This is a genomic window from Brotocaccenecus cirricatena (assembly GCF_020687045.1).
GTDB lineage: Bacteria > Bacillota > Clostridia > Oscillospirales > Oscillospiraceae > Vescimonas > Vescimonas cirricatena.
On sequence record NZ_JAJEPW010000067.1, the window covers coordinates 1 to 12,916 of the forward strand.

Here is a 12,916-nt window from a genome sequence, read left to right on the forward strand (position 1 = left end):
ACCTGTGATTGCAAACGAAAGACACCCCTGATGGGTTTCTTTCGTAACTATCTTCCTTTCCGATGGCGGAAGATTTCTGAGTTTTTCGACAGTCTCAGACCCGCTGCCGCTTCAGCCGGCAGCGGGTCTTTTCCAATATAGGAGGATAAGAGCATTAACTCACAGCAAATAATGCTCCAACTCGCGAAGAAAGCGCCGGATGTTGTCCGCGTCCAGCTCGTAATAGAAGCTGGAGCCCCGGCGGCTGGGTCAGGCTGAAATTGCTGAACAGCTGCACCGGGTCGTCACCGATCATGGCCTGGGCTGGCTGATTTTTTCCGGTGGTTGCATTTTGGATCAAGTTATGCTACAATGCACCTAATCATACACACCGGGCTTTACCTATTAAATATAGAAGCCCGGGAAGAAGCCGGAAAGGAGCCGGAAGCATGGAGACCATTACCAGCCGCCAGAATCCGCTGATGACCCATATCCGCAAGCTGGCCGGGTCCGCCGCCTATCGCCGCCAGACGGGGCAGTGCCTGTGCGACAGCCCCAAGCTGCTGCGGGAGGCCGCCCAGTGGGGGGCGGAGGTGCAGACCGTGGTGTCGGTGGAGCCGTGGCCGGAGCCGCTGCCGGAAAAGGTCCGGCAGGTGTTGGTGCCGCCGGAGGTCATGGCCTCCATCAGCCCCGCCAAGACCCCCCAGGGGGTGCTGTTCACCTGCCGCGCGCCGGTTTTGCCGGTGCCGGAAACGCTTCCGGGCCGGCGCTATGTGGTGCTGGACGGGGTCCAGGACCCCGGCAACGTGGGAACGGTGCTGCGGACCCTGGACGCCTTTGACGCCGATGGGCTGCTGCTGACCGGCGGGTGCGCGGACCCCTTCGGGCCGAAAACCGTCCGGGCCTCCATGGGGGCGGTGTTCCGCCGCCCGGTGTGGAGCGTGACGCCGGAGGAGCTGGGGGACCTGCTGCGCCGCAGCGGCATCCCCCTGTACGGCGCGGCCCTGCGGCCGGACGCCATGGACGCCCGGCAGGCGGACTATTCCCGCTGCGCCTTGGCCATCGGCTCCGAGGGGCGGGGCCTGAGCCGGGAGGTGCTGGACCTGTGCGACAAAACCGTGCTGATTCCCATGTCCCCCCGCTGCGAGTCGCTGAACGCGGCCATTGCGGCGGCGGTGCTGCTGTGGGAAAGCTGGCGGTAAACGGAAGGAGGGGACTGCCGTGGCGGCGCTGAAATACTGGGTATGGCTGACGGCCCTGCCGGGGCTCAGCAACCGCAGCAGGCTTCTGCTGCTGGAGCGCTATGGCTCCCCGGAGGACGTGTACTATGCCGATACCGAGGAGCTGGCCCTGACCGAGGGGCTGACGCCGGGACAGGCCCAGTTGCTTTCGGACAAGAGCCTCACCCGGGCGGACCGCATCCTGGCGGACTGCGCCCGGGGCGATATTTTCCTGCTGACCATGCAGGATGCCGCCTATCCCGCCCGGCTGCGGGACATTTTCGACCCGCCGGTGCTGCTGTACGGCAAGGGGTCGCTGCCGCTGTTTGACGAGGAGGCGGCCATCGCCGTGGTGGGCACCCGGTCCTGCACCCCCTATGGCCTGCGGTGCGCCCACCGGATGGGCTATGAGCTGGCCCGGCAGGGTGCGGTGGTGGTGTCCGGCATGGCCAAGGGCATCGACGGCGCCGCCATGCGGGGCGCTTTGCAGGCGGGAGGCTTCACCGCCGCCGTTCTGGGTGGCGGGGTGGACGTGGTATATCCCGCGGAAAACCGCAGATTATATGAAGATATCGCCGCCACCGGCGTGCTGCTGTCGGAGTATCCGCCGGGAACGGAGCCCCTGCCGGGGCATTTTCCCGTGCGCAACCGCATCATCAGCGGACTGAGCCTGGCGTCCTTGGTGGTGGAGGCCCCGGTGCGCTCCGGGGCGCTGATCACCGCCCACGCCGCCCTGGACCAGGGGCGGGACGTGTTCGCCGTGCCGGGACCCATCGACGCGGCGGCCAGCGTGGGCTGCAACCGGCTGATCCGGGACGGCGCGGGACTGGCCGCGTCGGGCTGGGACATTCTGTCGGTGTATCACAGCCGGTTTCCTCACCGGCTGCATCCGGCCCAGATGACCGTTCCCGAGCCGGGGGACGCCCCCAAGCCGGAGGAGGACAAGTCCTCTCCCCTGCCCGATACGCCGCCGGAGCCGGCCCAAAAGCCGCAGCTGCCGGTGCTGGACCTGGACCGCAACCGGGAGGGGCTTACCGACGATCAGCTGGCGCTGATTCGGGTGCTGGATACAGAAACGCCGCTTCTGACGGATGAGGCGGCGGAACAGACGGGCCTGCCGGTAAGGCGGGTGCTGTCGGCGCTGACGGTGCTGGAGATCGACGGCTATGCCCAACGCTCCGGCCCCCGCAGCTATGTGCGCACAGTAAGGTTACATTCGGAAAAGGAAGGATCATAAATATGGCAAAAAAGGCTGAAAAATACCTGGTGATCGTGGAGTCCCCGGCCAAGGCCAAGACCATCGGCAAGTACCTGGGCCCGGCGTATCAGGTGAAGGCCTGTATGGGACATCTGCGGGACCTGCCCAAGAGCAAGCTGGGCGTGGACGTGGAAAACGATTTTGAGCCCAATTACCGGCCCATCAAGGGCAAGGAGGACATCATCCGGGACCTGAAGCAGGCGGCCAAGGAAAGCGACGCCGTGTATCTGGCCACCGACCCGGACCGGGAGGGAGAGGCCATCAGCTGGCATCTGAAGCAGCTGCTGGACCTGCCGGAGGATAAAACCTTCCGGGTCACCTTCAACGAGATCACCCGCAAGGTGGTCACCGAGAGCATCCGCCAGCCCCGGGACATTGACCAGGACCTGGTGGACGCCCAGCAGGCCCGGCGCATTCTGGACCGCATCGTGGGTTATGAGCTGTCCCCGCTGCTGTGGAAAAAGATCCGCCGGGGCCTGTCCGCCGGGCGGGTCCAGTCCGTGGCCATGCGCCTGGTGGCGGACCGGGAGAAGGAGATCGCCGATTTCGTGCCCCAGGAATACTGGACCCTGGACGCCCTGCTGAAAAACGACCAGGGGGTCCGGTTCAAGGCCCATTATTATGGCCGCGGCGGCAAGAAATATGAGCCCGCCTCCCAGCAGGAGGTGGACGACATCCGCGCCCAGCTTCAGGATACGCCCTTCGCCGTGACCAACGTGAAGCGCACGGACAAGCGCCGCTCCCCATCGCCTCCCTTCACCACCTCCACCATGCAGCAGGAGGCCTCCCGGAAGCTGAACATGACCCCCCGGCGGACCATGGCCATCGCCCAGCAGCTGTATGAGGGCGTGGACATCACCGGCGAGGGCACCGTGGGTCTGATCACCTATATGCGTACCGACTCCCTGCGTATCTCCGACGAGGCCCAGGCGGCGGCTCGCAGCTTCATTGAGAGCCGCTACGGTGCGGCCTATCGCCCGGAGACCCCCAAGCAGTACAAGGCCAAGGCCGGGGCCCAGGACGCCCACGAGGCCATCCGCCCCAGCAGCGTCACCCTGACCCCGGAGCAGGTGAAGGGCGACCTGACCGGCGAGCAGTATCGCCTGTACCGGCTGATCTGGAGCCGGTTTCTGGCCAGCCAGATGTCCAACGCCGTGTATGACAGCGTCAGCGTGGACATTGCCGCCGGGGAGCACACCTTCCGGGCCAGCGCCAGCAGCCTGAAATTCGCCGGCTACACCGCCGTGTATGAGGAGAGCCGGGACGATGACAAGGAGGATAAGGAGCCTGCCCTGCCGGAGCTGCAGCCCGGCGAGGTGGTGACCCTGGAGGGCTTCGAGCCCGGCCAGCACTTCACCCAGCCCCCCGCCCGGTATACGGACGCCACCCTGATCCGCACCATGGAGGAAAACGGCATCGGCCGCCCCTCTACCTATGCCCCCACCGTGTCCACTATTCTGGACCGGGAATATGTGGTGAAGGAGGGCAAGGCCCTGCGGATCACGCCTCTGGGCCAGTTGGTGACGGACCTGATGTGCCAGCGGTTCCCGGACATTGTGGACGTGAAGTTCACCGCCCGGATGGAGGACGAGCTGGACGAGGTGGAAAGCGGCAAGATCCCCTGGAAGCAGCTGCTGCGCCAGTTTTACGGCGGCTTTGAAGGCAACCTCCGCCAGGTGGAGAAGGACATGGAGGGCGTATATCTGAAGGTTCCCGACGAGGTCACCGAGGAGAAATGCGACGTGTGCGGCCGGAACATGGTGGTCAAATCCGGCCGGTTCGGCCGGTTCCTGGCCTGTCCCGGATACCCGGAGTGTACGTTTACCAAGCCCCTGGTGGTGGAGATGCCGGGCCGCTGCCCCAAGTGCGGCGGGCGGCTGATGAAGCGCACCGGCGTCAGCAAGAAAACCGGCAAGCAGTACACCTATTACTGCTGTGAGCGGCTCAACGCCGCCGACGAAAGCGCCCGGTGCGATTTCATGACCTGGGACGTGCCGGTGAAGGACGACTGTCCCGTGTGCGGTCACACCATGTTCAAAAAGGCGGGCAAGGGCTTCCGCAAGCCCTTCTGCATCAACCCCGAGTGCGCCAACTTCCTGCCGGAGGACAAGCGCGGCTATGTGAAAAAGGCCAAGACGGAGGAGCCTGCGGAGGGCGCTGCCGAGACCCCGGCGGAGCCTGTCCAGGAGGAGAAAAAGCCCGCCAAAAAGGCGGCCAAGACCACCAAAACTACCAAGACTGCAAAAACTACCAAGGCCACAGCGGCCAAGAAAACCACCCGGAAAAAGGCGGAGGAAGCATGAACCATGTAACAGTGATCGGCGCAGGGCTGGCCGGCAGCGAGTGCGCCTGGCAGCTGGCCCAGCGGGGCATTCCCGTGACCCTGCGGGAGATGAAGCCGGAAAAAATGACCCCTGCCCACCAGACCGCCGATTTTGCGGAGCTGTGCTGCTCCAATTCCCTGCGGGCGGCGGGGCTGGAGAACGCTGTGGGCCTTCTGAAGGAGGAGCTGCGGCAGCTGGGCAGCCTTATCGTCCGCTGCGCGGACGAGACCGCCGTTCCCGCCGGAGGCGCTCTGGCGGTGGACCGCCACGGCTTTTCCCGGCTGGTGACGGAGCGGGTGAAAAGTCACCCCCTGATCACCGTGATCCCCGGCGAGGTGACGGACCTGCCGGAGGGGGAGGTGGTGGTGGCCTCCGGGCCGCTGACCTCCGACGCTCTGGCGGACAGGCTCCTCTCCATGCTGGGGAGCGAGGATTCCGCCCTGCACTTTTTCGACGCGGCGGCCCCGCTGGTGAGCTTCGACAGCGTGGACATGGACAGCGGCTTTTTCGCGTCCCGGTACGACAAGGGGACGCCGGACTATATCAACTGCCCCATGGAGAAGGAGGAGTATCTGGCCTTCTGGCGCGAGCTGACCCACGCCCAGGAGGCGGAGGTCCACGGCTTCGAGGACAGGAACGTCTTTGAGGGCTGCATGCCCGTGGAGGTCATGGCCCGGCGGGGGGAGGACACCCTGCGCTATGGGCCCCTGAAGCCCCGGGGGCTCAAGGACCCCCGCACCGGGCGGGAGCCCTATGCCGTGGTGCAGCTGCGCAAGGACAACGCCGACGGCACCATCTATAACCTGGTGGGGTTCCAGACCCACCTGCGCTTCCCGGAGCAGAAGCGGGTGTTCTCCATGATCCCCGCCCTGCATGATGCGAAATTCCTGCGCTACGGCGTCATGCACCGGAACACCTATCTGGATTCCCCCCGGCTGCTGGACCGGTATTACCGGCTGAAGGCCCAGCCCCGCATCTCCTTTGCCGGACAGATGACCGGCGTGGAGGGGTATGTGGAGTCCTGCGCCTCGGGCTTTCTGGTGGGGGTGGAGACTGCCCGGCGGCTGCTGGGCCAGGCCCCCATGGACTTCCCCCGGGAGACGGCCATCGGCGCTCTGGGGCTGTATGTCAGCAACGAGTCCGTGACCCAGTTCCAGCCCATGAACATCAATTTCGGCATCATGCCGCCTCTGGACCACCGGGTCAAGGGCAAGCGCAACAAAAACGCCGAGCTGTCCCAGCGGTCGCTGGCCATTATCCAACAGGTAAAGCAGGAGGTTCTGAACTATGAAGATCATCATTGACGCCATGGGCGGCGACAACGCCCCGCTGGAAATCGTGAAGGGCGCCCTGCTGGGTATGGAGCACTGGGGCGTGGAGGTGCTGCTGACCGGCGACACCGAGGCCATTCTCCGGGCCCTGCGGGACTGCGGCCACGACACCATCCCCCGGGGGATGGAGATCGTCCACACCACGGAGACGGTGGAGATGTGCGACGACCCCTCCAAGGTGTTTCGCCACAAGAAGGATACCTCCATGGGCGTGGGCCTGACCCTGCTGCGGGACGGCAAGGCCGACGCCCTGGTTTCCGCCGGGTCCACCGGGGCTTTGCTGGCCGGGGCCACCCTGATCACCAAGCGCATCCGGGGCATCCGCCGGGCGGCGATGGCCCCGGTGATCCCCACCACCGGCGGCAAGGCCGTGCTCATCGACTGCGGGGCCAACGCCGAGTGCACCCCGGAGTACCTGATGCAGTTTGCGTATCTGGGCAGCTTCTATGCCGGCCGGGTGCTGGGGCTGGAGCGTCCCCGGGTGGGCCTGCTGAACATCGGCGCGGAGGACAGCAAGGGCACGGACCTGCAAAAGCAGACTCTGGCCCTGCTGCGCAAGGCCGGGGAGGAGGGCCACCTGAACTTCATCGGCAACATCGAGGCCAAGGAGGCCATCAAGGGCGGCTGCGACGTCATCGTCACCGACGGCTTCTCCGGCAACATCCTGCTCAAGACCATGGAAGGCGTGGGCTCCTTTGCCGGTCACGCCCTGGGGGACATTTTCCGGAAGAACCTGCTGACCAAGCTGGCCGCCGCCATGGTGATGCCGGGGCTGCGGGCCTTCAAGGCCCAGCTGGACCCCAATAAGGTGGGGGGCACCGCCTTCATCGGCATCTCCAGGCCCGTCATCAAGGCCCACGGCTCCTCCAACGCCGAGGCCATCGACAACGCCATCGGCCAGGCCAGACAGGTGGCCGAAAGCGGCATCATTGGACAAATTCAGGAAAATGTGCATCTGATGCAGCTCCAGGCGGAATAATTGCGAAAAGGGTATTGACAGACCTGACCAATTGCCGTATTATTTTCCAAGACAAAGCCCGAAAGGAGGGATCATCTCATGACGATGGACGAGATCTTCAAGACCATGCAGGATCTGATCGCTGAGCAGTTTGCCATTGATACCGACGAGATCGGCATGGATAGTTCTTTTGTGGACGATCTGGGCGCCGACTCCGTGGACCTGGTGGAGCTGGTCATGGCCATGGAGGAGGAATTCGACGTGGGCGAGATCGACGAAGAGGACCTCACCGGTCTGAAGACCGTGGGCGACTGCGTGCGCTATCTGTATAATAAGCTGAACTGAATCAATCAAGCAGCTGAAAAAGAAGGCCCCGTTGGTTGCAACGGGGTTTCCTTTTTCCGCTGCGGAAGGGAGAAAAACATCATGCATACCCTGCAAGTACTGGAAAAAAAACTGGGCTATACCTTCCGCTGCAAGGAGCAGCTTCAAGCGGCCCTGTACCACAGCTCCTATGCCAACGAGCACCGGTGCTGCGGCGTCAGCAGCAACGAGCGGCTGGAGTTTCTGGGGGACGCCGTGCTGGGCCTGGTAACGGCGGACTATCTGTACCACAAGCACCCGGATTTGCCGGAGGGGGACCTGACCCGGATGCGGGCGGCCCTGGTGTGCGAGGAGAGCCTGTACGAGGTGGCCCAGAGCCTGGGGCTGGGCAATGAGCTGCGGCTGGGCAAGGGCGAGGAGGCCGGAGGCGGCCGGTGCCGCCCCTCCATCCTGGCCGACGCAACGGAGTCGGTGTTCGCGGCGGTGTATCTGGACGGCGGCATGGAGGCCGCCCGGGCGCTGATCCACCGGGTCCTTCTGGACAAGGAGCAGGAGGAGGCCGTGGAGGAGCGCCGCCGGGACTATAAAACGGAGCTGCAGGAGCTGGTCCAGCGCCGCAGCAACCAGACCCTGCACTATGAGATGATCGGGGCCACCGGCCCGGATCACGCCAAGCTGTTCACCTGCGCGGTGCTGCTCAACGGCCAGACGGCCGGCACCGGCACCGGCAAGAGCAAGAAGGAGGCCGAGCAGGCCGCCGCCCGGGCGGCGCTGCAGGCCCTGCAATAAGGCAAAGCGCAAGCCCCGCAGTCTGCCGGTTCCGGCGGGCTGCGGGGCTGTTTCGTTGGAGGGGGGGCTATCTTTTCTTCGCCCGGGCCAGCCGGAAGCCGAAGAAAATGCCGCACACACCGCCCACAATGTGGGTCAGATGGGACACGTTGTCCGTTCTGGTAAGGCCGTCGGCGATTTCGCTGCCTAAGTAAAGGGCCACCACCAGCAGCATGGTCAGAGGAATGCCGCCCTTCTTCATCTCCGTAAAGGACGAGAGAACGATCATCATAAACACCACGCCGCTGGCGCCAAGCAGAGCGGAGTGGGGAAACAGCAGGAACTGCACCAGCCCCGTGGCAAAGGCGGTGACCGCGATCGTTGCCAGCAGATTCCGGCTGCCGTACTTCTCCTCCAGCCCCGGCCCCACCAGCAGCAGAAGCAGCATATTGCCCATATAGTGGCTGTAGCCCGAGTGGCCCAGAACGTGGGTGAAAAAGCGCACATAGGTCAAAGGGTCCGTCAGCGGGGCCCGGTATACGCAGAACAGCCGGGCCGTGGAGGCCCCGCCGGTGACGGAATCCAGCACCAGCACCAGCAGGCTGATGATGGCGAAGCTCAGCACCACCGGCGCGTTGAATCGGATGGCAAATCGTTTCACGAAAAAACCTCTTTCCAAATGTTCTGACTTCGATTATAATAAACGAATGGACTTTTGTAAACAAGGAGGCGCGTTTCGTGAACAAACCGCTGAAAATCATCCTGCTGGTGCTGGCGGCCCTGGTGCTGCTGGTGGTGGGATACCTGGCCTATGTGCTCATCGACTATCACCGGCTGGGGGACATGGACCTGGAGGTGGACCGGCAGGTGCTTCAGCCCGCCGAGACCGGCCGGGAATATCACCTGCTGTCCTATAACATCGGCTTCGGCGCCTATGAGCCGGATTACGGCTTCTTTATGGACGGCGGAACGGAGTCCTGGGCCTGGTCCCAGGAGCGGCTGACGGACAACATAGGAAACATCGGGTCGTTCCTGTCCCAGCAGCATGCGGACTTCTATCTCATCCAGGAGGTGGACCGGGATTCCACCCGCAGCTATCATGTGGACGAGGCCGCCCTGCTGCGGGAGGCCCTGCCGGAGTATGACGGGACCTGGGCCCAGAACTACGACTCCCCCTTCCTGATGTATCCCCTGCGCCACCCCCACGGGGCGTCGGTGTCGGGGCTGATGACCCTGTCGGCCATGACGGTGGACAGCGCCCGGCGGGTGGAGCTGCCCATCGAAAACAGCCTGATGAAGCTGGTGGATCTGGACCGGTGCTACAGCGTGCACCGGATCCCGGTGGCCGGCGGCGGTGAGCTGGTGCTGTATAACCTGCACCTGTCGGCCTACACCTCCGACGGCACCATCGCCATGGAGCAGCTGAAGCTGCTGCTGGAGGATATGCAGCGGGAGTACGACGCAGGCAACTGGTGCGTGGCCGGCGGCGACTTCAACAAGGACCTGCTGGGGGATTCCGCCGTCTATTTCGGCGAGGCGGACCAGGAGTACACCTGGGCCCAGCCCATTCCGGAGGACACCTTCGACGAGTTCAACGTGTCCCTGATCGCGCCGCTGGATGAGGGGAACCCTGTGCCCAGCTGCCGCAACGCCGACGGACCCTATCACCAGGGGCAGTATGTGCTGACGGTGGACGGGTTCCTGGTGTCCGACAACGTGACGGTGACCTCCAGCGACGTGGTGGACCTGGGCTTTGCCTATTCCGACCACAACCCCGTGGAAATGCGGTTCGTGCTGGAATAATAAGAACCGGCTCCCTGGACGCAAGGTCCGGGGAGCCGGTTAGTCTGTCCCAAAAGGGCTTTGCCCTTTTTGAGCAGGTTCAGTCTTTTTTGCCCCAGCGGGCCATATAGCGGAAGGCTGCGGGCCAGACGGCTCCGGCGAACAGCACCATGATGCCGTATCGCACGGCCCCGGCCACCCCGGCGCTGCCGAACAGGGCCAGCAGCGGACCCTTCAGCCCCGCCCGGATGCCCATCAGCAGGGCAAGGCCCAGCACCACCTTCAGCAGCTGCACCCACCAGACGGCCCGGGTGTCAAAGTGGATATACCGCCGGTCCAGCCACCAGGCGATGCCGAAGCCCACGGTGGCCCCCAGCAGCTTCCAGCCGTTTTCCTGCCCGTGGGCCAGGTTGGCCGCGTCCACGTCCGCCGGGAAGGGATAGACATACGCAAACACCAGATACGCGATGCCCACCAGCAGCATCCCGGCGATGAGGCCCGCCATCAGGCTGGGCTTGCGGTCGGCCTGGCGGATCAGGGGATACAGGGTCAGCACCATCACCCCGGCCACCGCAAAGGACACCCCCACGTCCAGGGGCGTGTGGACTCCCAGGTACAGCCGGGAGAAGGACACCAGCAGCAGCACCGCCACGCAGGCCCACCGGACCCAGGGCTGCCGGGTGGACCGGGCAATGCCGCCGAAGGTGGCCACGGCGTTCTGGGTGTGGCCGCTGGGGAAGGAGTAGCCCGTGGCCTGAGCCCGGGCGCTTTCCACAATGGTGAAGTCGGGGTCCCGGACCCAAGGCCGGGGAATCCGGAACAGCAGCTTCAGAAACTGGTTCACCACCGTGCCGAAAAAGCCCATCAGCAGCAGATAGTACCCCTCCTGCTTGCTGACGCACCAGAAGATCAGAATGGCCGCCACCATGAAAACGGTCTCCTCGCCCAGGTGGGTCACGGCGGAGAACACCGCGTCCCAGAACGGAGTGCGCACGCTCTCCAGCGCATATAACAGGTTCATATCCGTCCCTCCTTTTGGGGATTATTGTACCGTACTTTTCCTCCCGGCGCAAGAGGGAGCTTTCCGGCATATACTGAGGCAGAGGAGGGAGAGAGCCATGAGACGGGGAAATTGCGGCGCGGTCATCGGCGTGTGCGCCCTGGGCCTGGGGCTGGGGATCCTGATCGCCGCCATCTTCCCGGTGGGCGCGCTGATGTTCCTGGTGGCGTTTCTGCTGATCGCCTGCGGGATCATATGCTTGAAGGACGGGAGGTAATGTGCATGAAGATCGTGATCTGGAAGGCGCCCCGGTGTCTGCGGGGGCTGCTGCGGCGGATGTTCGGCATCCAGGAATAACCCGGCGTGTTCCCGCATAGCCTTGGGACAGTGAAAACAAGGAGAGGACGGGAAACGCATGGAACTGGAGCTGAAATTTGCGGAGCTGGCCTGCTGCGAGCCGGTAGGCGACCTGGTCACCACTCAGGAGGAGTCCATGGAGACGGCGATCCCGGAGTATTGCCCGGACATTGCCCGGATCGTGGATACCGTGGGGCAGCTGCGGCTGCGGGAGAAGCATCCGGCGGGCCAGCAGCTGACCATGGGCGGCAGCGTGGTGCTGACGGTGCTGTATACCTCGGAGGAGAGCGCGGGTTTGCGGAGCCTGTCGATGGAGGTGCCGTTTTCCTGCCAGGTGGAGGATAAGCGGCTGGCGGACTGCGACGCCGTGTGCGTCACCGGGCGGCTGCTGCTGGCGGAGGCTAAGGCCGTCACCGCCCGGAAGCTGTATCTGCGGGTGATGCCGGAGTTCACCGTGTCCGGCTATGCCCGGCGGCGGCAGCGGCTGTGCTGCGGCACGGAGGAGGATCCTGCCCTGCGGGTGCGGCGGCAGGAGGCGGAGCTGGAGCTGCTGACAGCGGTGGAGGAGCGGGAATTTTCCTTCGCCCAGGAGGTGGCGCCCGACGGCCCGCCGCCGGAGGATGTGCTGATGGAGCGCACCGCCGCCCGGGTGGAGGAGTGCCGCCGGGTGGGCAGCCGCCTGGTGCTGAAGGGCCAGGCGGAGGTGTGCGTGCTGTACCGGGGAGAAAACCAGGAGCTGGCGGCATACCGGACGGCGCTGCCCTTCTCCCAGCTGCTGGACGGGGTGGAGCTGCCGGAGGACGCCCAGGTGGAGGCCCGCATCCAGTGGGCCAGCAGCGAGATCCGGGTGCTGCGGACGGAAAACGGCCCGGCCTTCGGCATCACCGTGACGATATGCGCGGCGCTGTTGGTTCGCCGGAAGCAGCAGGTATCGTACATAGAGGACCTGTACAGCCTGCACCATGCGGCCCAGGTCCGGCGGCAGGAGACGCCGCTGCCGGTGGCCTGGCAGCGGGATATCCCCAGCCAGGAGGCGGTGCAGCAGCTGGAGTTCGGCCAGGGGAGACCCTTTGCCTATCTGACGGCGGCGGAATGCAGCGGCGTCAGCACGGTGCAGGAGGGCGGCGGCCCGGCCCTGCGGTGCACGGTGCGGCTGCGGGTGCTGTATCTGGACGAGAGCGGGACGCCGGTGTGCGCCGAGCGGTCGGCGGAGGTGACGGCCCCGGCGGCCTGGGAGCCGCAGACCGTCCGGGCCGCCTGCGGCCTGCCGCAGATGCAGATCACCGGCAGCACCTGCCGGCTGTCGGTGCCGGTGCGGTTCGAGGCACGGCGGTGTCTGCGCCGGCCGGTGGCGGCGGTGACGGCGGTGGAGCTGCAGGACCCGCCGGAGGGGCCGCAGCCCTCCCTGATCCTGCGCCGCATGGCGGAAGGGGAGACCCTGTGGGACATCGCCCGGCAGTACCGCACAGACGAGGAGGCCATCCGGGCCGCCAACGAGCTGACGGAGGACCGCCCGGAGGGGATGCTGCTGATCCCCCGGGTGCGATAAGAAAGACCAGCGGGAACAAGTGAAAACCGGTGGGGCGGGGGGGGGGGGGGCCCCCCCCCCCCCCGC

General features: G+C 65.2%; 12 protein-coding genes and 1 pseudogene. 10 read left to right on the plus strand and 3 right to left on the minus strand.

What is annotated here, in order from left to right:
• Positions 1-154 precede the first annotated feature (154 nt).
• Positions 155-295: a hypothetical protein gene (locus LKD37_RS14760; RefSeq protein WP_302929887.1), complete on the minus strand. Its 141-nt coding sequence runs from the start codon at positions 293-295 to the stop codon at positions 155-157.
• Between the two features lie 133 nt (positions 296-428).
• On the opposite strand from LKD37_RS14760, the gene LKD37_RS14765 reads away from it, so the two are divergent.
• The 7 genes and pseudogenes from LKD37_RS14765 to rnc all read left to right on the plus strand — a co-directional run bounded on the left by LKD37_RS14765 (position 429) and on the right by rnc (position 8,183).
• Positions 429-1,181 carry a TrmH family RNA methyltransferase gene (locus LKD37_RS14765; RefSeq protein WP_302929888.1) on the plus strand — a complete coding sequence of 251 codons (753 nt, stop codon included), beginning with the start codon at positions 429-431 and terminating at the stop codon, positions 1,179-1,181.
• Between the two features lie 19 nt (positions 1,182-1,200).
• Positions 1,201-2,436, plus strand: coding sequence for a DNA-processing protein DprA (gene dprA / locus LKD37_RS14770; RefSeq protein WP_302929889.1), 1,236 nt, complete (start codon positions 1,201-1,203; stop codon positions 2,434-2,436).
• Between the two features lie 2 nt (positions 2,437-2,438).
• Positions 2,439-4,280, plus strand: a pseudogene (gene topA, locus LKD37_RS14775) (type I DNA topoisomerase); the annotation flags it as partial.
• Positions 4,281-4,540: 260 nt separating this feature from the next.
• Positions 4,541-6,085: a methylenetetrahydrofolate--tRNA-(uracil(54)-C(5))-methyltransferase (FADH(2)-oxidizing) TrmFO gene (trmFO, locus tag LKD37_RS14780; RefSeq protein WP_302929890.1), complete on the plus strand. Its 1,545-nt coding sequence runs from the start codon at positions 4,541-4,543 to the stop codon at positions 6,083-6,085.
• Positions 6,069-7,091, plus strand: coding sequence for a phosphate acyltransferase PlsX (gene plsX, locus LKD37_RS14785; RefSeq protein WP_302929891.1), 1,023 nt, complete (start codon positions 6,069-6,071; stop codon positions 7,089-7,091). Before trmFO ends, plsX begins: the two co-directional genes overlap by 17 nt.
• 78 nt (positions 7,092-7,169) lie before the next feature.
• The gene (gene acpP, locus LKD37_RS14790) at positions 7,170-7,415 is read left to right on the plus strand and encodes an acyl carrier protein (RefSeq protein WP_022177541.1); all 246 of its coding nucleotides are present in this window, start codon (positions 7,170-7,172) and stop codon (positions 7,413-7,415) included.
• Between the two features lie 90 nt (positions 7,416-7,505).
• Positions 7,506-8,183 (plus strand): ribonuclease III, encoded by a 678-nt coding sequence (rnc, locus tag LKD37_RS14795; RefSeq protein WP_302929897.1) that lies wholly within the window; start codon positions 7,506-7,508, stop codon positions 8,181-8,183.
• 67 nt (positions 8,184-8,250) lie between these two features.
• Here rnc and LKD37_RS14800 read toward each other — a convergent pair whose 3' ends face one another.
• Positions 8,251-8,823 (minus strand): rhomboid family intramembrane serine protease, encoded by a 573-nt coding sequence (locus LKD37_RS14800; RefSeq protein WP_302929892.1) that lies wholly within the window; start codon positions 8,821-8,823, stop codon positions 8,251-8,253.
• Positions 8,824-8,900: 77 nt separating this feature from the next.
• On the opposite strand from LKD37_RS14800, the gene LKD37_RS14805 reads away from it, so the two are divergent.
• A complete protein-coding gene (locus LKD37_RS14805) occupies positions 8,901-9,965 on the plus strand; it encodes an endonuclease/exonuclease/phosphatase family protein (protein ID WP_302929893.1) in 1,065 nt (354 codons plus the stop codon).
• 79 nt (positions 9,966-10,044) lie between these two features.
• Here LKD37_RS14805 and LKD37_RS14810 read toward each other — a convergent pair whose 3' ends face one another.
• Positions 10,045-10,965, minus strand: coding sequence for a phosphatase PAP2 family protein (locus LKD37_RS14810; RefSeq protein WP_302929894.1), 921 nt, complete (start codon positions 10,963-10,965; stop codon positions 10,045-10,047).
• Positions 10,966-11,062: 97 nt separating this feature from the next.
• On the opposite strand from LKD37_RS14810, the gene LKD37_RS14815 reads away from it, so the two are divergent.
• Complete coding sequence (locus LKD37_RS14815; RefSeq protein ID WP_302929895.1) at positions 11,063-11,221, plus strand: hypothetical protein; 159 nt, start codon at positions 11,063-11,065, stop codon at positions 11,219-11,221.
• Between the two features lie 138 nt (positions 11,222-11,359).
• Positions 11,360-12,850 carry a DUF3794 and LysM peptidoglycan-binding domain-containing protein gene (locus tag LKD37_RS14820; protein WP_302929896.1) on the plus strand — a complete coding sequence of 497 codons (1,491 nt, stop codon included), beginning with the start codon at positions 11,360-11,362 and terminating at the stop codon, positions 12,848-12,850.
• Positions 12,851-12,916 lie beyond the last annotated feature (66 nt).